The organism is Streptomyces sp. NPDC051064 (genome assembly GCF_044455985.1).
In the GTDB taxonomy this organism is placed as follows: domain Bacteria; phylum Actinomycetota; class Actinomycetes; order Streptomycetales; family Streptomycetaceae; genus Streptomyces.
Map to the genome: position 1 here is coordinate 325,814 of NZ_JBITFK010000006.1, position 20,230 is coordinate 346,043.

The 20,230-nt window shown below is 68.1% G+C and carries 19 protein-coding genes and 4 pseudogenes; 13 read left to right on the plus strand and 10 right to left on the minus strand.

The features are described 5' to 3' along the window. Nucleotides 1–267: 267 nt before the first annotated feature. From ACIBCU_RS22970 to ACIBCU_RS22995, 6 genes and pseudogenes are all read left to right on the plus strand, one after another. Nucleotides 268–708, plus strand: a complete 441-nt coding sequence (locus ACIBCU_RS22970; protein WP_399233519.1) for a MarR family winged helix-turn-helix transcriptional regulator — start codon at nt 268–270, stop codon at nt 706–708. An 83-nt stretch (nt 709–791) separates the two neighbouring features. Then, a complete protein-coding gene (locus ACIBCU_RS22975; RefSeq protein ID WP_399233521.1) occupies nt 792–1,682 on the plus strand; it encodes an NmrA family NAD(P)-binding protein in 891 nt (296 codons plus the stop codon). Between the two features lie 563 nt (nt 1,683–2,245). Next, nucleotides 2,246–2,614 (plus strand): annotated as a pseudogene (locus ACIBCU_RS22980) (hypothetical protein); the annotation flags it as partial. A 979-nt stretch (nt 2,615–3,593) separates the two neighbouring features. Beyond that, the gene (locus ACIBCU_RS22985; RefSeq protein WP_399233523.1) at nt 3,594–4,040 is read left to right on the plus strand and encodes a hypothetical protein; all 447 of its coding nucleotides are present in this window, start codon (nt 3,594–3,596) and stop codon (nt 4,038–4,040) included. A 222-nt stretch (nt 4,041–4,262) separates the two neighbouring features. Beyond that, complete coding sequence (locus ACIBCU_RS22990; protein ID WP_399233525.1) at nt 4,263–5,120, plus strand: MerR family transcriptional regulator; 858 nt, start codon at nt 4,263–4,265, stop codon at nt 5,118–5,120. A gap of 302 nt (nt 5,121–5,422) precedes the next feature. Beyond that, complete coding sequence (locus ACIBCU_RS22995) at nt 5,423–5,881, plus strand: transposase family protein (RefSeq protein WP_399233911.1); 459 nt, start codon at nt 5,423–5,425, stop codon at nt 5,879–5,881. Nucleotides 5,882–5,983: 102 nt separating this feature from the next. On the opposite strand, the pseudogene ACIBCU_RS23000 reads toward ACIBCU_RS22995, so the two are convergent. The 6 genes and pseudogenes from ACIBCU_RS23000 to ACIBCU_RS23025 all read right to left on the minus strand — a co-directional run. Beyond that, nucleotides 5,984–6,592: pseudogene (locus ACIBCU_RS23000) on the minus strand (MBL fold metallo-hydrolase); the annotation flags it as partial. An 81-nt stretch (nt 6,593–6,673) separates the two neighbouring features. After that, nucleotides 6,674–7,528 carry an alpha/beta fold hydrolase gene (locus tag ACIBCU_RS23005; protein WP_399233528.1) on the minus strand — a complete coding sequence of 285 codons (855 nt, stop codon included), beginning with the start codon at nt 7,526–7,528 and terminating at the stop codon, nt 6,674–6,676. A 33-nt stretch (nt 7,529–7,561) separates the two neighbouring features. Next, a complete protein-coding gene (locus ACIBCU_RS23010; RefSeq protein ID WP_399233530.1) occupies nt 7,562–8,422 on the minus strand; it encodes an enoyl-CoA hydratase/isomerase family protein in 861 nt (286 codons plus the stop codon). A gap of 35 nt (nt 8,423–8,457) precedes the next feature. Continuing rightward, a complete protein-coding gene (locus ACIBCU_RS23015; protein WP_362940264.1) occupies nt 8,458–8,889 on the minus strand; it encodes a VOC family protein in 432 nt (143 codons plus the stop codon). Nucleotides 8,890–8,933: 44 nt separating this feature from the next. Then, nucleotides 8,934–9,749, minus strand: coding sequence for an oxidoreductase (locus ACIBCU_RS23020; RefSeq protein WP_399233532.1), 816 nt, complete (start codon nt 9,747–9,749; stop codon nt 8,934–8,936). Between the two features lie 68 nt (nt 9,750–9,817). After that, entirely contained in the window at nt 9,818–9,967 is a 150-nt protein-coding gene (locus ACIBCU_RS23025) for a hypothetical protein (protein WP_399233535.1), read from the minus strand. 72 nt (nt 9,968–10,039) lie between these two features. Between ACIBCU_RS23025 and ACIBCU_RS23030 the strand changes: the two genes are divergently transcribed. The 4 genes and pseudogenes from ACIBCU_RS23030 to ACIBCU_RS23045 all read left to right on the plus strand — a co-directional run bounded on the left by ACIBCU_RS23030 (nt 10,040) and on the right by ACIBCU_RS23045 (nt 13,315). Continuing rightward, the gene (locus ACIBCU_RS23030; protein WP_399233538.1) at nt 10,040–10,630 is read left to right on the plus strand and encodes a TetR family transcriptional regulator; all 591 of its coding nucleotides are present in this window, start codon (nt 10,040–10,042) and stop codon (nt 10,628–10,630) included. Nucleotides 10,631–10,842: 212 nt separating this feature from the next. Beyond that, nucleotides 10,843–11,138 (plus strand): annotated as a pseudogene (locus ACIBCU_RS23035) (transposase); the annotation flags it as partial. Between the two features lie 404 nt (nt 11,139–11,542). Beyond that, nucleotides 11,543–12,103, plus strand: coding sequence for a lantibiotic dehydratase (locus ACIBCU_RS23040; RefSeq protein ID WP_362940276.1), 561 nt, complete (start codon nt 11,543–11,545; stop codon nt 12,101–12,103). Between the two features lie 147 nt (nt 12,104–12,250). Continuing rightward, entirely contained in the window at nt 12,251–13,315 is a 1,065-nt protein-coding gene (locus ACIBCU_RS23045; protein ID WP_399233541.1) for an IS30 family transposase, read from the plus strand. 62 nt (nt 13,316–13,377) lie between these two features. Here the strand turns inward: ACIBCU_RS23045 and ACIBCU_RS23050 are convergent, their stop codons facing one another. Then, complete coding sequence (locus tag ACIBCU_RS23050; protein WP_362940282.1) at nt 13,378–13,953, minus strand: XRE family transcriptional regulator; 576 nt, start codon at nt 13,951–13,953, stop codon at nt 13,378–13,380. A 119-nt stretch (nt 13,954–14,072) separates the two neighbouring features. Here ACIBCU_RS23050 and ACIBCU_RS23055 point away from each other — a divergent pair, with 119 nt between their 5' ends. Genes ACIBCU_RS23055 through ACIBCU_RS23065 form a run of 3 tightly spaced genes read left to right on the plus strand, consistent with a single transcriptional unit; the run spans nt 14,073 to nt 16,332 of the window. After that, nucleotides 14,073–14,909 carry an EamA family transporter gene (locus ACIBCU_RS23055; protein WP_399233543.1) on the plus strand — a complete coding sequence of 279 codons (837 nt, stop codon included), beginning with the start codon at nt 14,073–14,075 and terminating at the stop codon, nt 14,907–14,909. Nucleotides 14,910–14,938: 29 nt separating this feature from the next. Next, a complete protein-coding gene (locus ACIBCU_RS23060) occupies nt 14,939–15,586 on the plus strand; it encodes an FMN-binding negative transcriptional regulator (RefSeq protein WP_399233545.1) in 648 nt (215 codons plus the stop codon). 38 nt (nt 15,587–15,624) lie between these two features. Beyond that, nucleotides 15,625–16,332 (plus strand): B3/4 domain-containing protein, encoded by a 708-nt coding sequence (locus ACIBCU_RS23065; RefSeq protein ID WP_399233547.1) that lies wholly within the window; start codon nt 15,625–15,627, stop codon nt 16,330–16,332. Nucleotides 16,333–16,410: 78 nt separating this feature from the next. On the opposite strand, the pseudogene ACIBCU_RS23070 reads toward ACIBCU_RS23065, so the two are convergent. From ACIBCU_RS23070 to ACIBCU_RS23080, 3 genes and pseudogenes are all read right to left on the minus strand, one after another. Continuing rightward, nucleotides 16,411–16,686: pseudogene (locus tag ACIBCU_RS23070) on the minus strand (recombinase family protein); the annotation flags it as partial. 48 nt (nt 16,687–16,734) lie between these two features. Beyond that, the gene (locus ACIBCU_RS23075) at nt 16,735–19,437 is read right to left on the minus strand and encodes a tetratricopeptide repeat protein (RefSeq protein WP_399233549.1); all 2,703 of its coding nucleotides are present in this window, start codon (nt 19,435–19,437) and stop codon (nt 16,735–16,737) included. An 89-nt stretch (nt 19,438–19,526) separates the two neighbouring features. After that, entirely contained in the window at nt 19,527–19,871 is a 345-nt protein-coding gene (locus ACIBCU_RS23080; RefSeq protein ID WP_399233551.1) for a hypothetical protein, read from the minus strand. Nucleotides 19,872–20,230 lie beyond the last annotated feature (359 nt).

Genomic DNA, 20,230 nt, shown 5'->3' on the forward strand with positions numbered 1-20,230 from the left:
TTTCAGCTGAGCTGGTCTCTTCTCACCGGATCTGATCCGTACTTGATCCGTCTCATCGGTTCCGATCCGCCCGCTGCGGGGGCCAGTGGAGGATGTCGATAACCTTTGCCGGATACTGAGAGTGAAGGGACAGGGTAAGTCGATCAAAGTGGTTGGGCAGGAGTGCCAGGCCGGCCTCGCAGAGGTGTGCATCTCCTGGTGAGTGGCGTGGTCTGCCGACCCGCGACGAGTAGGCTGATCGTTCGTTATCGGACAGGGGAGACCGGCGTGGACTATGGCGACAAGCTCTTCTGGCTCTCGGTCGTGATTCAACGCAAGTACGCGCAGATCTGCGCCGAGTTCGACCTGACCCCCTCGCAGGCCACGCTGCTCTGCGCAGTCAGGAACGAGCCGCGGCAGATGGCTGACCTCGCCGCGTCGTTGAGTATGACCAAGAACGCATTGAGCCAGCTGGTCGATCGCACCGCGCGGCGCGATTTGGTCGGCCGGGCAAGCTCGGCGCAGGACCGGCGGATCGTCATGCTCAGTGCGACGCCCACGGGGAAGGTGCTCGCCGAGGCCGTTTACGCCGAGATCACCAAGCGCCTGCCCGAGATCGCGAGGAACCTCGACGCCGACGACCAGCGCGACTTCGAGCGCGTGGCCACCGCCATCGTGGACACCTCGGACCTCTCTTCGCCCACCTCGAACCAACCCATCACACCGTGAGGTCCCGCTACACCCACCCCTTGCCACAGTTCATGCCGTGAACTAGTTTTGTTCACGGCATGAACTAGTGAAGGGTGACAGCGATGAGCACACAAACGACCGGCACGATCGCAGTCTTCGGCGCGACGGGGCAACAGGGCGGGGCGGTGGTCGACGCGCTGCTGGACCACAAGGCGCGGGTGCGGGCTCTGGTCCGCAACCCGCAGTCCGACCGGGCTCAGGCGCTGGCCGCCCGCGGCGTCGAGCTGGCAGCCATCCGGGCCGACGACCCGGCGTCGCTGGCCGCCGCGCTGGCGACGGTCGAGGGGTTCTACTTCATGACCCCGGAGGCGAACAGCCTCGAAGAGGTCCAGGCGGAGATCCGCGTCGGTACCGCGCTCGTCGACGCGGCGGCCGAGACGGGCGTCCCGCACGTCGTGTTCAACTCGGTCTTCGGAGCGGACCGGGAGTCGGGTGTGCCGCACCACGACTCGAAGCACTGGATCGAAAAGCACCTGAGGAAGTCCGGCCTGAGGGCCACGATGGTTCGCGCGACCGCCTTCATGGAGAACTTCGCGAGCGTGATGGCACCGAGCCTGGAGCATGAGGAGATCGTGCTGAGGCTCCCGCTGCCGGAGGACGTCGCCCTGAAGATGATCTCGGTCAGGGACATCGGCCGGGTCGCCGCCGCGCTCCTGCTCGACACCGCGGAGGCGCCCGGCGGAGCCGTCGAGCTCGTCGGCGACGAGCTGACGGGCCCCCAGATCGCCGCGGCGTTCGGCGCGCGCGCCGGGCTCCCGGCACGGTACGAGACCCTCCCGTTGAGCGTGCTTCCCAACGACCTCGACAAGGCGATGTTCCGCCATTTCGCGAAGGCGGAGGAAAACCCCTCGGACCTCGCGGTGGTGCGCTCGATCGAGCCGGCCACCCTGGACCTGGTCGAGTGGATCCGAGCTACCGGCTGGACCGCGCCCACAAACGTGGCTGGTTCCTGAGCCTCCGGCCGCGATGAACGCCCCGCGATCGTGCCCACGGTCTCGGCGCTCTGGGCACGGCAACGCATCCGCCAACGGTTGAAGTAGTCACGAAGCTCCCGGGGCGTGCCCAAGGCCGACACCGGCACACTGGTTGTCGAGAGGCCGCCGGTCGACGGCGAGGTAAAGATCCACGTCCAGGAGGCCCCGGGCCGCCAACCAAAAGACCTCACCGACTACGCCCGCGAAGCCGCCGCGCCGGCGTCTGGACCCGTATAGCGGATGGCCGGAACAGGCTTGACCGTGCCGGCCATCCGCAACGGTGCTCGGCGCGTCTCTGACCGCCGCTGAGGCCTTGTTTCCGTCTGACCAGAGGCGGATCAACTTCATTGGCATATGGTCGGCTACCTCATGTCTCACCGAATCTGATCCACCGCAGTTCAGCGCCGCTCAGCATGGATCCGATTCGGTGAGAAGCTGTTGTCTTTCCGGACTTGAGGACTGCGTTTCCGCTGGTCGGCATAGGGTCGGCGATCCCGTGGGAGTTGTGGCCTGTCGTGCTGTTGCTGCCCGGGAGGTCGTGGATGCCATCGGTGGTTGGGCTGTTGGAACAGCGTGAGCTGGGTGCTCGCCGTCGTGTTGACGAGTTGCGGGAGGAAGCCGACCGTTTCCAGGCCGAGTTGGCCGTGGCCGAGCGGGAATGGAAGGAGTGGGCCATCGCCTGCTCGCGGGTCGGCGAGGTGCTGGCCCCCGTGGACGAGAGCGGGCAGGACCCCGCCCGGGCCGAGGGGACCGCGCCGGCCGCCGAGGAGCAGACCGGAAAGTCGTTGCAGGTACCGGATGCGGCGAAGACGAAGTCGCAGGTGCCGGTGTGGCGTGAGGGGCTGGCCTGGTCGGTGCTGTCGGTGGACTACCAGCGCATCCTGCAGGCCCTCACGGACCGGGCACGGCTGCTTCGACATGAAGCTCGGTCTCGTCCAGGCGGTGCACTCTCTTGCGGTGTTGCGCCGCCGGCACGGTGAGGGCATCTTCGACCGCGTCTCGCTCCTCGTCACGGGCGATGAGGAGGTGGGGCCGTCGACATCGCGGAGACTGCTCGAAGAGGAGGCGCAGCGATGCCGGGCGGTGCTCGTCCTGGAGGCCGCGGGAACTGGCGGCGCACTGAAGGTCGAGCGCAAGGGTGTCTCGCGCTACCGGCTTGAGGTGACCGGCCGGACAGCGCACGCCGGCCTCGACCCAGAGACGGGCGTCAACCTCGATTCTTCATCGGGGTCGCGCCGCCGAGTGTCGCAGCGGTACGCCCGTAATATCCCTCGCTGCGTGAGGGCGAGCCGTCGCGTGTCGGTGCGGGGTGCGCCGGGTTCCACGGGCCCGGAGACGGCGCCTGGGCCCAGGGCCAGGTGCGCTCGATGCGCAGGTGGCGGCGCCGTGCGTGGTGGGCCAGGCGAGCGGGCAGGTGGTAGAGGGGAAGCGCAGCATTTCGGCAGGAATCACACACCGATCGCACCCGAAGCCGGCCCAGGACGCCCACACCCGCTCCGGCATCGCCTGGCGGCATACGCGCCAGCAACCTCTGGCGGAGTGAGGGTAACCTCCACTTACGGCTGAGGCGCGCCGACCTGGTAGACGGCGCCCTTCGTGCTGGCTGCCAGCCGCGCAGCCCTTCAACCGCCGGCCTCACTCTTGCGCCATGGTGCGTCGGGACGCGTCGCCCGGCGTAATCGCTGATCGTCAGTGGCACACATCAGTTCTGTGTGATGATCCACTGAGCCTCCGCCAACCTGAAAACCGCTGGTCAGCAGGGCTGGTGTGACCGTGTTCCGGGGTGCTCGTGCTGGTCGTGGGCGGGAGTCTGCGCTGTAGATCGTCCGTCAGCGGTCGGCTTGCCGGTTCCTGCTCGCGGCAGGCGGACGGCCTTCTACGATCCGGTGTGTGGATCCCGAACTGCTGGAACGGATCACCGCGCGGCGTGCGGAACTGGACGAACTCGAAGAACAGCTGGCCAAGCAGCTGGCGGAGGCCCGAGCCGAGCGCGACGAACTCGCCGTCGCCGAGAAGGTTCTTGAGCGGATGAGCGAGCAGCTTGCCGAGGAGCGGGCCTCGGCCGGGCCGGCGCCCGGGCAGGTGGGCGGCCGGGCGGTGATGATGATCCCGCACCGCACGTCCGGCGTGGAGGAGACGATGCTCCCGCCGGACTACCAGCGCATCCTGGCCGTCGTGCGGGAGGCTGCCGGGAATGGCTCGGCAGGTCGGCGAGGTGCTGGGGGTGGACGTCAGCGTGCCGGCCAGACTGGAGCCGTTACGCGGGAAGCTGGTCAGGCTGGCCGCCCGCGGCTGGCTTCGGAAAGGGCCGAACGCCGGTTCACCACTCGCCTGTGACCAGGGACGCTGCCGCCCTGATGGCACTCATTGACTGAATTCCCCACCCCTGTTCTGTTCCCAAGTCTGCTCATCCGGGACGTTTTCTCTGCCCGTGCAGCGATCCGTACGACCCTTGATGGTGCGGGAGCGCGGGGCGAGCCTGCGGCAGCGGGGTTTGCATGTGCCGTAGCGGCACGTGGTCCAGTAGGCGGCAAGTACGACATTGAGAGGTTCCCTCGCATGCACCTTCCTGCGATTCCCCGCCGGGTCAAGATCGGCGATGCCGCCGCGTTCGCCGGGACCACACCCCGCGCCATCCGCCACTACCACGCCATCGGGCTCCTCGCCGAACCGGAACGCGGCAGCGACGACCGCCGCCGCTACGGATACGACGACATGATCCGCCTGCTGTGGATCCGCAAGATGGCTGATGCGGGTATCTCCCTGGATGACATCCGGGCCAGCTTTGAGGGCGCCACCGGCATCGAGCAGTCCCTGGCCCGGCTGGAGGAATCCCTCGCCTCCAAGGCGGCCGCCATCGAAGCCCAGCAGGCCGCCGTGCACCGCCTCCGCGAGGCGGGCAGCCCCCTGGGCCTGCTCTCACCGCTGGTCAGTGGCCGCCTGCACGATCTGCCGCCCGGATCCCTGCGCCCGGCCGATCTCGATACCCTTCTGGTCACGGAGCGTATCTTCGGCCCCCAGGGGGCCGAAATCCAGGCCAACCGGTTCATCGCCCTGGCCACCCACCCCGAACTGCGGGCCGAGGAAGACCGCTTGGCCGAGGCCCAGGGGGCCCTGGACGACACCATGTCCCCCGACGACCCCGGCATCGAAGACCTGGCTGCCCAGCGGTGTGCTCATGAGACCGCCTTGGGAGCCACCATCGACAGATCCGGCCTGGACGAGGCGCTAAACGTCCTCCTGGACCAGGACGACGAGCACGCTGGTGAGGAGGAAGGCGAGGCGAGGATGAGCGTGGTGGAGGCCATCGGCAAGATGCCGTACGACTTCTCCCCGGCCCGCGTCCGGTACGAGGAACGTGTCATCGAGCTGCTTTACTCGGCCGATCAGGACGGCGATACCCCACGGACCTGCTGACTGGCATCGGCGCTCGGGGCGAGCCCGACAAGAGCAGCCTGGAATGGTGCAGCACGAACGTAACCACGGTGCCCCCGGCGGCCCTTGGGCTCTGTGTGAAGAGAGCCGAAGAGCACGCCGAGGGCACCTGCCCGCTTGTCTACCAGTGCCGTCTGCCGCTGTCCACGCGCACCGTCAACCACCTCGCCGGTCTGCTGCGGCGCCATCTGAAGGCGATCCGGTCCCGGTGGCGGATCCTGCCGCCCGGGAAGATCGCGGTGATCGTCCTGGCCGTACTGCGTCACGACCGGCGCCTGGCCGACATGGCCGGCGGCAACAACATCTCCGAGTCCACCGTCCGACGCTGGCGCGACGAGGCGATCGGACTGCTCGCCGCACAGGCCCCGCGCCTGGACCGCGCGTTCAAGAAGATCGTCCGGCAGGGTGGGGAGGTGGTCCTGATTGACGGCACCCTCATCCCCACCCAGCGCCGCACCGGGAAGGCCGACCGCAAGAACTACTCCGGCGAACATCGCCACCACGGCCTGCACTTCCTCGCCCTCACCGACGAGAGGGACCGCCTGATCTGGATATCCGCCGCCCGGCCCGGCCGCACGCACGACAACACCGCCGCCCGCCACGGCCACATCCTGGCCCACCTGCGCGCCGCCGGCCTCGGGGCCCTCGCGGACCTCGGCTTCCGCGGTCTGGACAACGACGTACGCGACCCCGTGATCGTCACCGGCTTCCACGCCAGCACGAACCTCGAAGTCAACCGCTGACGGACGATCTTCTCTGCAGACTCCCGACCACGACCAGCACGAGCACCCCGGAACACGGTCACACCAGCCCTGCTGACCAGCGATTTTCAGGTTGGCGTTGTACGCGATGTCTCCGACCACGACAGCGGAGAGGCTGGGAACGTGCACGTACGAGGAATCGTCGACGTCGGACTGGCCGGTTGGCACCGCGATCACCTCGTGGCCTTCCAGATCGAGGCGGTGATCGGTGAGAACCTCTGGCACGACCACGGTGGAGCTGAGCTCGTCGACGAACATCTGTCCGTAGAGTTTCCGATCATCTCCGGATTCAACTTCTGCCTCGATGAGGCGCACGGTCGCTTCGGTGGCCACCACTCGGGCCCGGGGGAATCGGTCGAGCAGAGTCGACGTGCCGAGGAAATGGTCGAAGTGGCCATGCGTGATGTAAATGGTGGTGAGGTCCTTGCCGCTGGCTTCGACCCACTCCGTCAGCTTCAGCGCATCCTCCACCGTGGGCACCGTGTCGACGAGGATGGCTTCACGCTCACCGGCGATCAGCGTCGCCGCAGTCGGCGGCCAGGTCCAGCCGCCCTCCGGCGGGGGCACGGGGAGGGGAACGTTTACCGCGCGCGGCGGCACGGTGAAGATGCTCAGAGTCAGTTTGTTGGTCATGTCTTCGGTTCTCCGATCGGCTTTGTGTTCTTGATCTTCGGGGAGACGGCGTCGCCCCATAGGGCTGGGGTGGCCCCTGATCCGGTGTGCCACTGGCCCGCCGCCCTGTATCGGTCGGTGGCGAGGCCCTGTCCGGCTTCGTCAGCCGGCGAGGAAGTTGCCCACCTGGGTGGTGAACTCCTTGGCGTGCTGGAAGAGGAACGCGTGGCCCGCGTCGCTGTAGAGCACCAGGGTGGCGTTGTCGAGGTGCTGGACGGCGGTGAAGGAGCCGAAGGCCGGGAGCATCACGTCGTGGACGCCGTTGGCGAACAGGACGGGCTGCTTGATGGTTTCCAGTTCTGACGCCACCTGCTCGAACGGAGTTACCTGGATCGTGGTCGCCGCGGTGAGCTGGCCGCCCGCCGCCGCGTCGGAGACGACGGGGGCGCCGGCGGTGAGCCGGGTGGACAAGTGGTCGAAGTGGCTGACTCCCAAGGCGCGGGCCGTGGCGGTCTCCGGGTAGAACAGGTACAGCATGTCCTCCTGGTCGCCGCCGCCGGGCTTGGCCATGATGCCCAGGACCCTCTCGCTCATGGGCGGCGCGCCGGGCGCCCAGGCGGTCGGGTGACTGCCCGCCACGATGAGTTTGCGCACCAGATCGGGGCGGTGCAGGGTCACGTGCTGGGCCACGAAGCCGCCCAGTGACCAACCGAGCAGGTCGACCTGGGCGAGACCGAGGGCCTCGATGAACTCGATGGCGCCCTCGGCGAATCCGTCGAGGGAGTCGCGCGGTTCGCCGGTGGTGTATCCGGTGCCGACGTTGTCGAAGACGATCACGTCGTGGTCGGCGGCCAGGTAGTCCAGGAACTCCGGGTCCCACCAGTCGATGGTGGCGCGGAAACGCTGCAGCAGGACCAGCGGGACTCCGCCCTGCGGACCCATGCGCCGGTAGGTGAAGGTAGCGGAAGGCCCTTCCACGGTGAGGTCCTTGGCGCTGTCTGCCAGGTAGGTGCTCATGACGTCGTCCTTCTCTTGCTGGTGGAGTGTTTCTCAGCGGTCTGGCGTCGCGTCCTGAGGCGGTTCAGGGGCCTGGTTGGCCAGGCCGATGTACTCGCCGAGCCGGTACTCGACGTCGAGGCCCTGGTCGGCGACGAGGGCGCCGATGCCGGCCGCGCGGGCGAGGAAGCCCGGGCGGGTCATCGATTCCTCGAACTCGCCGTAGGCGGTGACCAGCTCGGCGTCCGGCGGCAGGGTGACCCGGTTGACCATGGCCTTCGCGCTCGCCAGTGCCTGCCGGTCGAAGGAGGCAAGGCGGGCGGCCGTCGCGTCGACGAAGGCGTCGAGTTCCGCGTCGGGCAGGGTCCTGGTGACCCAGCCCCAGCGCTCGGCCAGGTCGGCGCCGTAGTCGGCGCTGGTGAGGATGGCTTCGAGGGCCCGGTCGCGGCCGATGGTGCGGGGCAGTCGCTGGGCGCCGCCGCCACCGGGGACCATGCCGATGCCGACCTCGGGCTGGCCGAAGAGTGCCTTCTCCCGGCTGGCGTAGCGCAGGTCGCAGGCGAGGGCGAGCTCGTTGCCGCCGCCGCGGGTGCGGCCGCGGATGGCTGCGATGCTGATGTACGGGGCCTTGCTCAGCCGCAGGACCATGTCGGTCCAGACCGGGTTGTCGCCCTGGTGCTCGGGCTCGGGGAGGTCGTCGGCGGCGGCGGCGTCGAAGTGGTTGATGAAGTAGTCGGGGACCTCGCTGTCGAAGATGACGACCTGGACGTCGGGGTCCTCGCCGAGCTCCGTGACGATGCGGTGCAAGGTCACCACAGACTCGGGGATCACGAGGTTCACGGGCGGGTTGGCGAACGTGATCCTGGCGATCTGCCGGGTCGGGCGCTCAAGGCGGAGGGTGCTGGGCTGGTTCATGGGGGTTCACGCATTCAGTGGGGTGAGGGTGTCTGTCAGCCGGCCGTGACGACCTCGAGCTGGATGTTGTCCGGGTCGCGGAAGACGACGGTGGAGATGGGGAACGGCTCGGTGACATGCCGGACGCCGGTGTGCTCGATGCCGAGCTCCTCGAGCCAGTCCGCCCAGGCCTGCAGTTCCTCCTGCGAGGTCACCGAGAAGGAGAGGTGGTCAAGGCCCGTGCGGACCTCGTCGAACTGTTCCTTCTGGTTGCCGGTGTTGGTATGGAACGCGAGGATCACTCCCGAGCGCGGTTCCAGGAGGAGCAGGCCGTAGCCGGTCTCCTCCTTCTCCAGGTGCGGGAACTTGCCCAGTACCTGGTCCGTGCGGAACACGCGCTGGTACCAGGCCATGCTGGCGTCGATGTCGGTGACCGTCAGGGCGATGTGGTTGACGCCCGCGATGACGGGGCCTGGGGTCTCACTCATGTCTCTACTCCTTCTGCGGGGAACGGGGCCGGGGCCGTGCGGTGTCAGCCCGGCAGCTTGTTGAACTTGCGGATCTGCTGGTCGAAGATCCGGGCGGGTGCGAAGCGGCGTGCCAGGCTCATGCGCTTGGCGAACGGCCCTGCGGGCGAGCGCAGCTTGGGCTTGTGGGTGGTGGCCGCGGTGACGACGGCCTGGGCGACGACGGAGGGGTCGTCGCCACCCCGGACCGCCTGTCCGACGGCCTGGTCGACGACGCGCCGCCGGTCCGCGTAGACGGGAAGCGGGGTGTCGGGCTGGACGAGGTTGCCCTCGAAGGAGGTGTTGGTCGCGCCGGGCTGGATGAGCAGGACGCGGATGCCGTACTCGCGGACCTCGTGGTCCACCGACTCGGAGTACCCCTCGACCGCGTGCTTGGACGCGATGTAGGCGGACATGAACGGCTGGGGTGCGAACCCGTAGAACGACGACATGTTGATGATGCGACCGCTGCCCTGGGCCCGCATGTGAGGCAGCACCGCCTTCGTCATACGGATGACACCGAGAACGTTGATGTCGAAGACGCGCTGGTGCTGTGCCACGGAGCTTTCCTCGGTGGCGCCCGACGAGCCGATGCCGGCGTTGTTGACCAGGACATCGATCCGGCCGAACCGGTCGATGACCTGCTGGACCAGAGTGGTGACCGAGTCATCGCTGCTCACATCGAGGTCGAGGAAGGTCACGCCCTCGCGCGGGGCGACGTTCGCGGTGTTCCGGCTGGTGCCGACCACTTCGAAGCCCGCCGTGACGAGGGCGAGGGCGGTGGCTTCTCCAATGCCGGAGGACGCACCCGTCACCAGTGCTACCGGTCGATTCATACCCATCATGAACTCCAAGTATTATTTTTCGCTTTTAGGGCTATTTGCGGGCATTCCTGACACGGAAGGCGCGCTCAGGCGTCCCGACGTCGGGCAGGCAGGTCGCAGGCAAGTTCGCTGGCCGGCTTTTCCAGCCGGTTCACCTGGCGCGCGACCGGCGCGCCGTCGTCGGAGCCGACTCCGCCGACGATGACGGTCTGGGCGGTGTAGTCGCTTTTACTCACAGGAACACTCTATGCATATCTCTGCACTGAGTGCAACTTGATTCGCAGGCTGCACTGTCGTACTCTCAGTGCATGACCGTGCCGCCCTCCTCCATCCGCTTGCAGACCCGAGCCGTCGTCCGCTCACTTCTGGCACAGACGGCGATGCAGCTGTTCGCCGAGAAGGGCTTCGACGAGACGACCGTCGAAGAGGTCGCCGCAGCCGCCGGAGTCTCGCGCCGCACCCTGTTCAACTACTTCCGCACGAAAGAAGACCTGGCCCTGAGCGGGCTGTCCGAGCAAGGTGACGCCATCGCGGCGCGCCTGGGCACCCGGCCCGCCGACGAAGACGTCTGGGTCTCGCTGCGTCACTCGTTCGTGGTGCTCGACGAGATCGAGGCCAGCCCCGAGAACCGCCTCGAGCTCGTCGCGATGCTGTTCGACAACGACTCCTTGCGGGCCGGCCACGCCGAGAAGCAGGCGAGGTGGACCGACCTGCTCGCCCCCCTGATCGAACCGAAGCTGCCGGCCTCCGAGGCGCGGAGCTTTGCGGCCAGGGCCATCGTTGCGACGGCCATCACCTGCCTGCAGGCCGCCACCGAGGAATGGCTGCGGCTTCGGGGCTCGACGCCGCTGTTCGACCTCTACGACACGGCGATAGAAGCCATCCGCATCTCGAACTGACGCCGTCGGGCGGCCATGTCCACCGCCCGCTCTGCGCTCAACGCTTCACGACCTCGCCCCGCGGCACTGCCCGCGGTCTTCGGCGCGCCTGTGCGCACCCGAAGATCCCGATAACCACACGACGTGCCTGCACATCTCACGAGAGCAGAGGCGACATGGCCAACCGCCTCCCCACCCCCGACCTGAAGAACCTCCACGCCGCGTTCCGCACCGAGCGGTTCGGGTCCCCGGCCCAGATCCGCAAGGCCGGACGCCGCCGACTCGTGACCTTGCTGCGGCCGAAGGCGCCGCGGATGGCCGAGCGGCTGGTCGAGGAGATCTTCACCGCGCTGAACGAGCAGACCGTGGTCGTCCCGGGAACCGATGCGGCCGCGCTGGTCGTCCCGAGCCTGGTCCGTCCGCCGCCCACCTCGCCGCCTATGCCGGCCTCGCCCCGGCAACCCGCAGCTCGGGCTCGTCGATCCGTGGCGAGCAACCGTCTCGGAGAGGAAACAAACAGCTCAAACGGGGCCGCCTTGAGCGTGGCAACCTGGCGGGCGCGCTCTTCCAGTTCCTGGACTCCTGGGACGCGACGGTAGGCGGGAAGGGCCTTGAGCATGGTCTTCAAGTGCTCGTCTCCGCGGGCGGACGAGATGGTCACGTGCTCGTCAAGGAAGGTTCCCCAGGTCTGGCGGGCGGCTTCGATATGGCGCATACGGAACTGTCGCTCGGCAATCAGGCCCGTGCAGTGCAGGCGCCCTTGCCGCTCCAGCGGGGAGCGAGCAGCGTTTGACCGGTGCAGGGAAGCGATCGAGGCTTCGTGGTCGCCCAGGTGCCAATGCGTGAGCTTCGTGGAAGAAGTAGGCGGCCTGGTCGTATCCGCCGACGGCATCGCGCCGGTCGTCGGCGCGTGACAGTGCGCTCTCCGCCTCCTTGAGCCAGCCCAGGGCGGTGTGGCGGGCGTCGGTCATCGCCGCAGCGGCGGCCTGCTGGCCGCGCAGGAAAGCCACCAGGCGCGGGCCGGCGGAAGGGGACTGCCAGGAGCTGCGCGAGCGTCTCGACGTCGTACTGAACAACCTCGCCGCCCGGCGGGGCGGGCGCCTCCAGGTCCCGCACGGCGGCCCCCAGGGTGCCAGCATCAGGTACACGAGTGCGGTGCGAGCGCTCGAGACCTGCGCGTCTACGCCGACCCGGTTCAGCGCCGTACTCGAGGGCCTTTCGGAGGTCTTTCCCGGCGCCGGCCCGGCGCAGATCCGCAGCATGCTGACCGATCTCGTCCGGCAGGGATTCCTCGTGACGAGTCTGCGAGCTCCGCTCACGGTGACCGACCCGCTCGGCCATCTCATCGAGCGCTTGCAAGGGGTCGAGGCCGATGCGATCGAAGCCGTGGCCCCGGTCCTGCACGGCCTCGAGGGCGTGGCGGCCGCTCTGCACCACCACAACCGCGCCCCCGGTGCAGGGCAGACGCGGATGCGGGAGGGCACCCTCAAGTGATCAACGCACCACCCACGGATGATCATGGTGATCGTGGAGGCACAGGTGCGTGACTACGGGTTTTCGCCAGCTCAACAGGATGAGATCTGGAGACACTGGCGCGAAGGGCAGTCGTTCAGCTTGATCGGGAGGGCGCTCGGGGCACCGATGCAGCACGCCCGCCGTTTCCTGTACCAGAGCTGCGGCGTCCGCCTGACCCCGCAGACGCGGTCAGAGCGGCAGCTGAGCGGCAGCGAGCGCGAGGAGATATCCCGCGGCATCGCCGCCGGGGAATCGGCCCGGCAGCTGGCCAAGCGGCTGGGCCGATCCCCTTCAACCGTCTCCCGCGAGATCGCCCGCAACGGCGGCCGGGACCGCTACCGAGCCGCCACCGCCGATGCAGCCGCCTACAAGCGCGGGCGCGGCCCCAAGCAGGCCAAGCTCGCCCAACGGCCTGCTCTTCGCGCCCTGGTGGAAGCCAAGCTGGCTCTGTGCTGGTCACCCGAGCAGATCGCGGGATGGCTGCGACGGCAGTTCCCTGCTGACGCCGCCATGCAGATCTCGCACGAAGCGATCTACCTCTCGCTCTACGACCCCCGCCGACGCCAGGCGATCGACCGCAACCTCACCCAGCGGCTGCGGTCAGGCAGGCCGATGCGCCGCCCGAAGCTCGCCCGCCGGCACACCGGGCGGGGCATCATCCGCGGCATGGTGTCCATCAGCGCCCGTCCCGCCGAGGTCGAGGACCGTAAGGTTCCGGGCCACTGGGAAGGCGACCTCGTGATGGGCACCCGGCCCTCGGCCGTGGCCACGCTGGTCGAGCGCACCAGCCGCTGCACGACCATCGTCGCGCTGCCGGACGGCATCAAGGCAGAGCAGGTCACCCCACACCTCACCAGGAGTCTCCTCGGCATCCCGCCCCAACTGCGGCGAACGCTTACCTGGGACCGGGGCCGGGAGATAGCCGAGCACCAGGCCATAACCGCCGAGACCCGGATGCCGATCTACCTCTGCAAACCACGGAGCCCATGGCAGCGCGGCACCAACGAGAACACCAACCGGCTGCTACGGCAATACCTCCCCAAGGGCGCGGACCTCCGCACGTTCAGCCAGGCCGACCTGGACGCCATCGCCCACAAACTCAACCACCGTCCACGCAAGACCCACGGCTACCGCACTCCAGCAGAGGTCTACGCTGACCTTCTGAACAGCAGTGATGCGCTGACCGCTTGAGCTCGCCATCGTTTGCCGACAGACAGGGATGGTTCGGTGTGGACACCCTGGCCCGCCCAGGACTACGCGGGGCCGGGGGGCAGGTGGACGGTCATGATCAGGTGGCAGGTCTCGGTGCCTGAGCCACGGTAGGTGTGGGGGGCGTCAGCGTCGAAGGTGGCGGTCTGCCCCGCCTCGACGGGGTGGTCGGTGCCGTTGACGACGAGCACCATCTGTCCGGCGGTGACGTTGACGGTCTCCACGACGCCGGCCTGGTGGGGGTGGCTGGGGTATTCCTCGCCGGGTTCCAGCGTCCAGCGCCAGACCTCGGTGGCTGCCGGGCCGCTGGTGGTCAGCATGAGCCGGGCTTCGCTGCCGCGCTCGCCCTTCCACAGGGGCATGACGGTGGCGGCGCTCACCACCCGGACGCGTTCCTCGGACCGCCCCTCCATCAGGGCGGAAACGGAGGCGCCGAGGGTGTCGGCGAGGCGGACCAGGGTGGCGAAGTTGGGGTTGCCCTGGGCCTTCTCCAGGGCGACCAGGGCTCCCTTGCTGACCTTGGCGCGGCGGCCGAGTTCGTCCAGGGACAGTCCGGCGCGGGTACGGGCCGCGCGGACGTTGTGCGCGAGCGTCCGCAGTGCCGCTTCGGTCTCGGTCATCGCTGTCACCCCTCTTGGTAGATGGATCACTGCACTGCACCGTGCGGTCGTTCGGTTGACGATTTCCGGTCGGTGCGTTGTACAGTGTAGTCGTTCCATTGATAGTAAGGGATGTACTCGTGATTGCTCTGCTGCTGGCCCTGGGCAGTTCCCTGGCCTACGGATGCGCCGACTTCCTTGGCGGCCTCGGCGCCCGCAAGGCCCACGTTCTGCGCACCGTGATGATCGCCGCTCCTGCCTCGCTCGCCGTCGAGTTGCTGCTGTGGCCCTTCCTCGGCGCCTCCTTCGCCCCCGCGACTCTCGCGTGGGGCGCCGCCTCCGGTGTCGCGTCGGCCGCCGCCTTCGCCCTGCTCTACCGCACGCTCGCGATCGGCCCGATGAACGTGCTCTCGCCCATCACCGCGCTGGTCTCAGCGATGCTGCCGGTCGGTGTCGGACTGCTGCAGGGCGAGCACCTGGGCCTGGCCGGGCTGATCGGCCTGCCGCTGGCGCTGGCGGCGGTGGTGCTGGTCAGCGCCGGCTACGGCGCCGGCAGCGTGCGCCCCTCGCGCACCGCGCTGCTGCTGGCCTTCGGCGCCGGGGCAGCCATCGCCCTGCAGCTGGTCTTCCTGCACCAGGCGCCCCCCGACAGCGGCGTCGGACCGCTCATCATCGGACGGGCTGTGTCTTCCGCGGTCACGCTGGCCGCGGCCGGGGCGATGTTCCGGAGGCTGGGCTCGGAGAAGCCCGCCTACGCGATGTCGGCGGCGGCGGGCGTGCTGGACTCGGTGGCCAACCTGCTGTTCCTGCTCGCGGCCCGCAGCGGCGACCTGGCCGTCGTCGCCGTGATCACCGCCCTGTACCCGGCCGGCACCGTCCTGCTCGCCCGCACCGTGCTCGCCGAACGGATTTACCGCACCCAGCTCATCGGCCTGGGCACCGCTGCCATCGCCGTCAGCCTCCTCGCCCTCACCTGACCCCCGCTCCTCTTTGGAAGGACCCGCGTATGTTCATCCAGCCTTGGGACGCCGCCCTGGACGATACCGAGTGGCAGACCTGGATCGCCGACGGCCACGACTTCGGCCTCCTCAGCGTCAACGGACTGCCCGGCCAGGCGCCGATCGTCGTGCCCACCCACTTCACCGTCGACGGCCAGACCCTGCTGGTCCACCTCGCCCGCCCCAACCCCGTCTGGAAGACGATCGAGGCCGACCCGAACGTCACCTTCACCGTCACCAGCGACTACGCCTTCATCCCCGGCCCCTGGCGCGCCAAGCCCGGCATCCCGCCCACCGACGGCGTACCCACCAGCTACTACGCGGCCGTCCAGTTCACCTGCCAGGCCACCATCGTCGACGACCCGGCGGCCAAGGCCGAACTGCTGCGCCGGCAGATGGCGCACTTCCAGCCCGACGGCGACCACGCCCCCATCGACCCCGACCAGCCGCCCTACGGACGGATGCTGCCCGGCATCCGCGGCCTGCGCCTGGACGTCACCGAAGTCCGCGCGAAGTTCAAGTACGACGACCACAAACCCGTCGAGCAGCGCACCGACACCGCCCGTCGGCTCACCGAACGCGGCCAAGGCCTGGACGCGCCCGCCGCAGAGCAGCAGCTGCGCCGCCTGGACCGCATCGGCCCCTGGAAAGCCTGACTCCGCCTCGCCCCGCACTCCCGGAACGGACCCCCCCTGTGACCACCTTCCGCATCAGCCCCGCCGTCGCGGACGCCTTCCCCGACACCCTCATCGCCGTCGTCACCGCCACCGGTCTACGCGGCCATGAACCCTGGCCGGCCACCACGACCGCCCTGGAAGATCTGGAGCGGCAGCTCGCGGACGGCACCTGGGCCCCCGCCGACGAGGCCGACCCGCGTATCGAGGCGTGGCACACCGCCTACCGCTCCTTCGGCACCAACCCGCGCCGCATCCGCCCCAGCGTCGACGCCCTGGGCCGCCGCATGGCCAAGAAGGGCACCCTGCCCCGCATCAACCCGGCCGTCGACTCCTACAACACGGTCTCCATCCGCCACAGCCTGCCCGCCGGCGCCTTCGACCTCGACCACGTCACCGGCGACGTCGAGATCCGCTACGCCGACGGCACCGAGACCTTCACCCCGCTCGGCGAACCCGAAACCGTCGAGAACCCCAAGCCCGGCGAGATCATCTACACCGACACCACCGACGTGCTCACCCGCCACTGGAACCACCGCGACGCACACCGCACCCGTGTCACCGAAGACTCCACCCACGCCGCCTTCGTCCTCGAAACCCTGGCGGCCGCACGCGACGGACACCTCCTCAAGACCGCCGCCGGTGAACTGCAGGACCTGCTCACCGAGCACGCCGCTGGAAGCACCGTCCACTACCTCAGCCCCGTACACCCGCAGGTCAGCACCTGAATCACGCTCCTGCGTACCCCGGTCCAGCGATGGGACGACGAGGGTGTCGCCCTCGCGCAGGTAGTCGAGGGCCTTCCACAGTTCCTCGCGTTCGGCGTTCTTGCCGGACTTCTTGTCGGAGAAGATCCGGATGCAGCCCGCTGTGTTGAGTGCATGGATCTGCCGGTCGAGCAACTGTCCCTTGGTGGACACGCGTGCGTATCCCACGAGGCTTCCGGTCCGTACGGCCGGAACGGGTGCGAGGAGATCAGCGGTGTCGTCGTCCTGGGGTGGCTGCACCTGCCAGATCGTACAGAAAAGGGTGCTCCTCAAGTTCTTGAGCGCGTTGCCTTTCTGACACCGTTTTATGGGCATGATCTGGCGTCGATCCGGCCGCGCGCCGCCGCTTGTCGATCTTGCTCGTCAATCGGTCGATAGATGACCGTCTGCTTCTATCGAGCCTCGCCTCCGCCAGTGGGCGAGCTGGTCTTTCGTTCTCAGGGTGCTGTGGTGGTGTGGCCCATGCTTTTGCAACCGGACAACAAGGAGTTCAGCCAGGGCCTTGGCAGCTCCGACCGAGTCTCCAGCCTCGCCCCGTCGTATAGCCATCCAGTAAGCAAGCTCGTTCTGTGCACTCAACGTGTCTGGGTGGTCGGGTCCCTGGATCCGCAGGTGGTCGGTGAGCAGTTCAGCTAGGGCCTCGGCAGCTCCGGCCGTGTCCTCAGCGTCGCCCCGGCATCTGGCCAGCCAATAGCGGGCCTCCAAAGTGTCTGGGTGGTCGGGTCCCTGGATCCGCAGGTGGTCGGTGAGCAGTTCAGCTAGGGCCTCGGCAGCCCCGGCCGCGTCCCCAGCCTCTCCCTGCCAGATGCCAAACCCAAGGCGGGCTCGCAAGGTTCTTGGGTGGTCGGGTCCCTGGATCCGCAGGTGGTCGGTGAGTAGCTCGGCGTATGCCTCGGCGGCTCCAGCCGCGTCTCCAGCCTCTCCCCGCCATAGAGCAAGAGCGAAGCGAGTGCTGAGAGTCTCGGGGTGGTCGGGTCCCTGAATCCGCAGATGGTCGGTGAGTAGTGCGGCCAGCGACACGGCGGCTCCGGCCGCGTCTCCAGCCCTGCCGCGCCACGTTGCCAGGCAGCACCGATCATGCAGGGTCTGGGGGTGGTCAGGGCCGAGAGCCCGAACTCGATCTGTCAGAAGCTCGGTCAAGGCCTCCGCAGCTCCAGCGGCATCCCCCGCGCGCCCGCGCCACTCCGCGCTGAGGTGGCGAGTTTCCAGTGTGTCGGGGTGGTCGGGTCCTTGGATCCGCAGCTGGTCGGTCAGGAGTTCGGCGTATGCCTCCGCAGCTCCGGCCGCGTCTCCAGCACTTCCCCGCCATCGAGCAAGACCGAAGCGAGTGCTCAGAGTCCTGGGGTGATCGGGTCCTTGGATCCGTAGCTGGTCGGTCAGGAGTTCGGCGTATGCCTCCGCAGCTCTGGACGCGTTTCCGGCCTCTCCCTGCCATCGAGCAAGACCGTAGCGAGTGTTCAGAGTACTGGGGTCGTCGGGCCCTAGGATCCGGAGCCGGTCGGTAAGAAGCTCAGTTAGAACATCTACCGCACCGCGTGCATCGCCAGCCTCTCCTCGATTCGCGGCAAGGTTGTCCCGAGCAAGCATTGTCTCGGGGTGGTCCGAACCGAGAGATGCCCGAGCCCTGTTCACCAGATCCTGGAAGTGCTCCGCGGCAGCAGTGAACTGACCCGCGTCGCTCAAACTGACGCCAACATGCATAAACAGGTGATGGTGCTTGCTCCCGCTGAATAGGGCATCTCCAGCGCAGTGGATGACGGCTTGTCCGTTGGCTCTCAGCGTCTGAGCCAGCGGGAGGTGGGGCTCGGGCCAGCTCTCACAGTCCTCGAGTAAGGCGTCACCAGCGGCGCGGGCTGCCTGGCTACGCCTCTGAGGACTCAGAGTGTCGCGGGTAGCGCGTTGAATGAGCTGGTGAATGCGCACTGACTGCTGTGGAGAGTCGGGATTGTGGTCGATGAGGCTCAGACGGTGCAGAGCACGGAGTGCGCCCCACACGTCCAGCTCCGTCACTTCATCTCCGGTGCTCTGCTCGGCTACAGCCTGGGCGCGGTGCTGAGCGAGGTAGGGCCGGGCAGGCCCACTGGTCAGGACGTTCTGGGGAATGCCGTTCGGATCCAACATTGCAGCGAGCTGAAGCGCGGGGCGGGCGAGACCGGCGGGGTTGAGGCTGTCAGCGCGTTCGATTGACAGCGACCAGGTGGCGCTCACGGTGGTGTTCTGGTCGTCAGGCAGTGTGCTGGGCTCGGGGAGCATGCTGGCGAGGCTGGTGGCGCGGTCGGCGAGCCGACGGTGGTAGCTGGGGCACTGCCGGTGGGTACATCGCGAGCAGCCGACGGGAATGTCGGCATCGACGATGTAGGCAGCAGCCTGCGAGAGGGCTAGCGGTAGGTGCCCGAGGTCCTGGGCCAGCGCACGGATCTCGTTCGGGTCATCGTGCCGTCCGTGTTCGGCAAGGAAGTCAACCAGATAGGCAACTGCCTGATCCGGAGTGAATACCCCGAGATCGATCCGATGTCCAGGTAAAGCGGCGTCGCGGCGCCGCGTGGTGACCACCGTGCGGCCGTACGGGCTCTTCGCCGGCCACAGCCCGGTCACGTCAGCGGGGTCGGCGACGTCGTCCAGGACAACCAGCCATCGACACACGGGCTCGGATCCTGGCGGCTTGGGTTCGAGCCACCTCAGGAACGCCCGTGCGGATCGCTCGGGGTCACCAGATTCGAGGGCAAGGAGCTCGTCGGCAGCCTGGGCGAAGGCGGAGACGATGGCGGGGCGGCTGCTGGCGCTGACCCAGACCAGCACATCCAATTCGTCCCCAGTCCACGCCTGCCGCGCGTAGTGGGCGGCGAGCTGAGTCTTGCCGACGCCGCCGGTGCCGCGTAGCACTTGGCACAGCACCGCAATGCCGCAGTTGGTCACCGCGGCCCGCAGCTGGTTGGTCTCGTCTCGTCCCTGGAAGGCCGCCGCTTCGCGGGGGAGGACACCGACCTGGTGCGGCCACGGCACCGGTTCCCGCCCATGCACGTGCACGGTCGTGATGTCTCCGCTGTGGTACCCGCTGATCGACACTCCTGCCGACCCGGAAGTCGCTTGACCTGTGTCCCGAACCTCGATCCCCCGCCGTCCTGCCATACCGCTCCCCCTCCTACTGCCCTGGGCTACTTCTCGCTGTATCCGCTGATGGCGTCGCCATCTCCGGTCGCCTCGGCATCGCCTGTCCGCTCGACGGTGACGGGACGAGCAGAGCCGCTCCCGTGATACCCCGTGACCGCGTTGCCCTTGCCTGCTGTCTTGGCGGTGCTGGTTTCGCGAACGACAATGGCTGATCGGCTGGCGCCGGGGAGCGCTGCCCAGATTCCGATGCCCACCGCTGCCACACCTGCGAGAGCGGAGGCCACCGTCGCGATCCGGCTTGCTGTCTCCCACTGCGAGACTGCGAACATCCACCCCAGGACAGCGACCACCACGCACGTCACGACCAACACCACGCGCTTCAACGTCATCCCGTCATCGTCGCTCAGGCCGAGTCGCGATGGGAGTGCTTTGACCGAGCCCCTCATCCTCCGATGTGCGGGGGCCAGGCACAGTGAGCCTCCGCCAACTTGAAGCCGCAGGTCAAAGGGCTGCCATGACCGGCTCTCGGGGTGCTCACGCTGGTCGTGGGCGACAGTCTGCGGAGTAGATCATCTGGCGGAGTGGTCGATTCGCCAGTTCCTACTCGTTGTAGCCGGACGGCCTTCTACCATCCGATGCATGTTGGATCCCGAGCTGCTGGAACGGATCACCGCGCGGCGTGCGGAACTGGACGAACTCGAAGAAGTCAACCGCTGACGGATCTACTCAGCAGACAGTCGCCCACGAC

Coding starts and splice junctions, on each gene's coding strand:
- ACIBCU_RS23050 (WP_362940282.1), bottom strand. CDS start 13,953: ATGACCGAGACCGAAGCGGCACTGCGGACGCTCGCGCACAACGTCCGC.
- ACIBCU_RS22975 (WP_399233521.1), top strand. CDS start 792: ATGAGCACACAAACGACCGGCACGATCGCAGTCTTCGGCGCGACGGGG.
- ACIBCU_RS23010 (WP_399233530.1), bottom strand. CDS start 8,422: ATGAACCAGCCCAGCACCCTCCGCCTTGAGCGCCCGACCCGGCAGATC.
- ACIBCU_RS23060 (WP_399233545.1), top strand. CDS start 14,939: ATGTTCATCCAGCCTTGGGACGCCGCCCTGGACGATACCGAGTGGCAG.
- ACIBCU_RS22995 (WP_399233911.1), top strand. CDS start 5,423: ATGGCCGGCGGCAACAACATCTCCGAGTCCACCGTCCGACGCTGGCGC.
- ACIBCU_RS23005 (WP_399233528.1), bottom strand. CDS start 7,528: ATGAGCACCTACCTGGCAGACAGCGCCAAGGACCTCACCGTGGAAGGG.
- ACIBCU_RS23030 (WP_399233538.1), top strand. CDS start 10,040: ATGACCGTGCCGCCCTCCTCCATCCGCTTGCAGACCCGAGCCGTCGTC.
- ACIBCU_RS23015 (WP_362940264.1), bottom strand. CDS start 8,889: ATGAGTGAGACCCCAGGCCCCGTCATCGCGGGCGTCAACCACATCGCC.
- ACIBCU_RS23045 (WP_399233541.1), top strand. CDS start 12,251: ATGCAGCACGCCCGCCGTTTCCTGTACCAGAGCTGCGGCGTCCGCCTG.
- ACIBCU_RS23080 (WP_399233551.1), bottom strand. CDS start 19,871: ATGACGTTGAAGCGCGTGGTGTTGGTCGTGACGTGCGTGGTGGTCGCT.
- ACIBCU_RS23020 (WP_399233532.1), bottom strand. CDS start 9,749: ATGGGTATGAATCGACCGGTAGCACTGGTGACGGGTGCGTCCTCCGGC.
- ACIBCU_RS22990 (WP_399233525.1), top strand. CDS start 4,263: ATGCACCTTCCTGCGATTCCCCGCCGGGTCAAGATCGGCGATGCCGCC.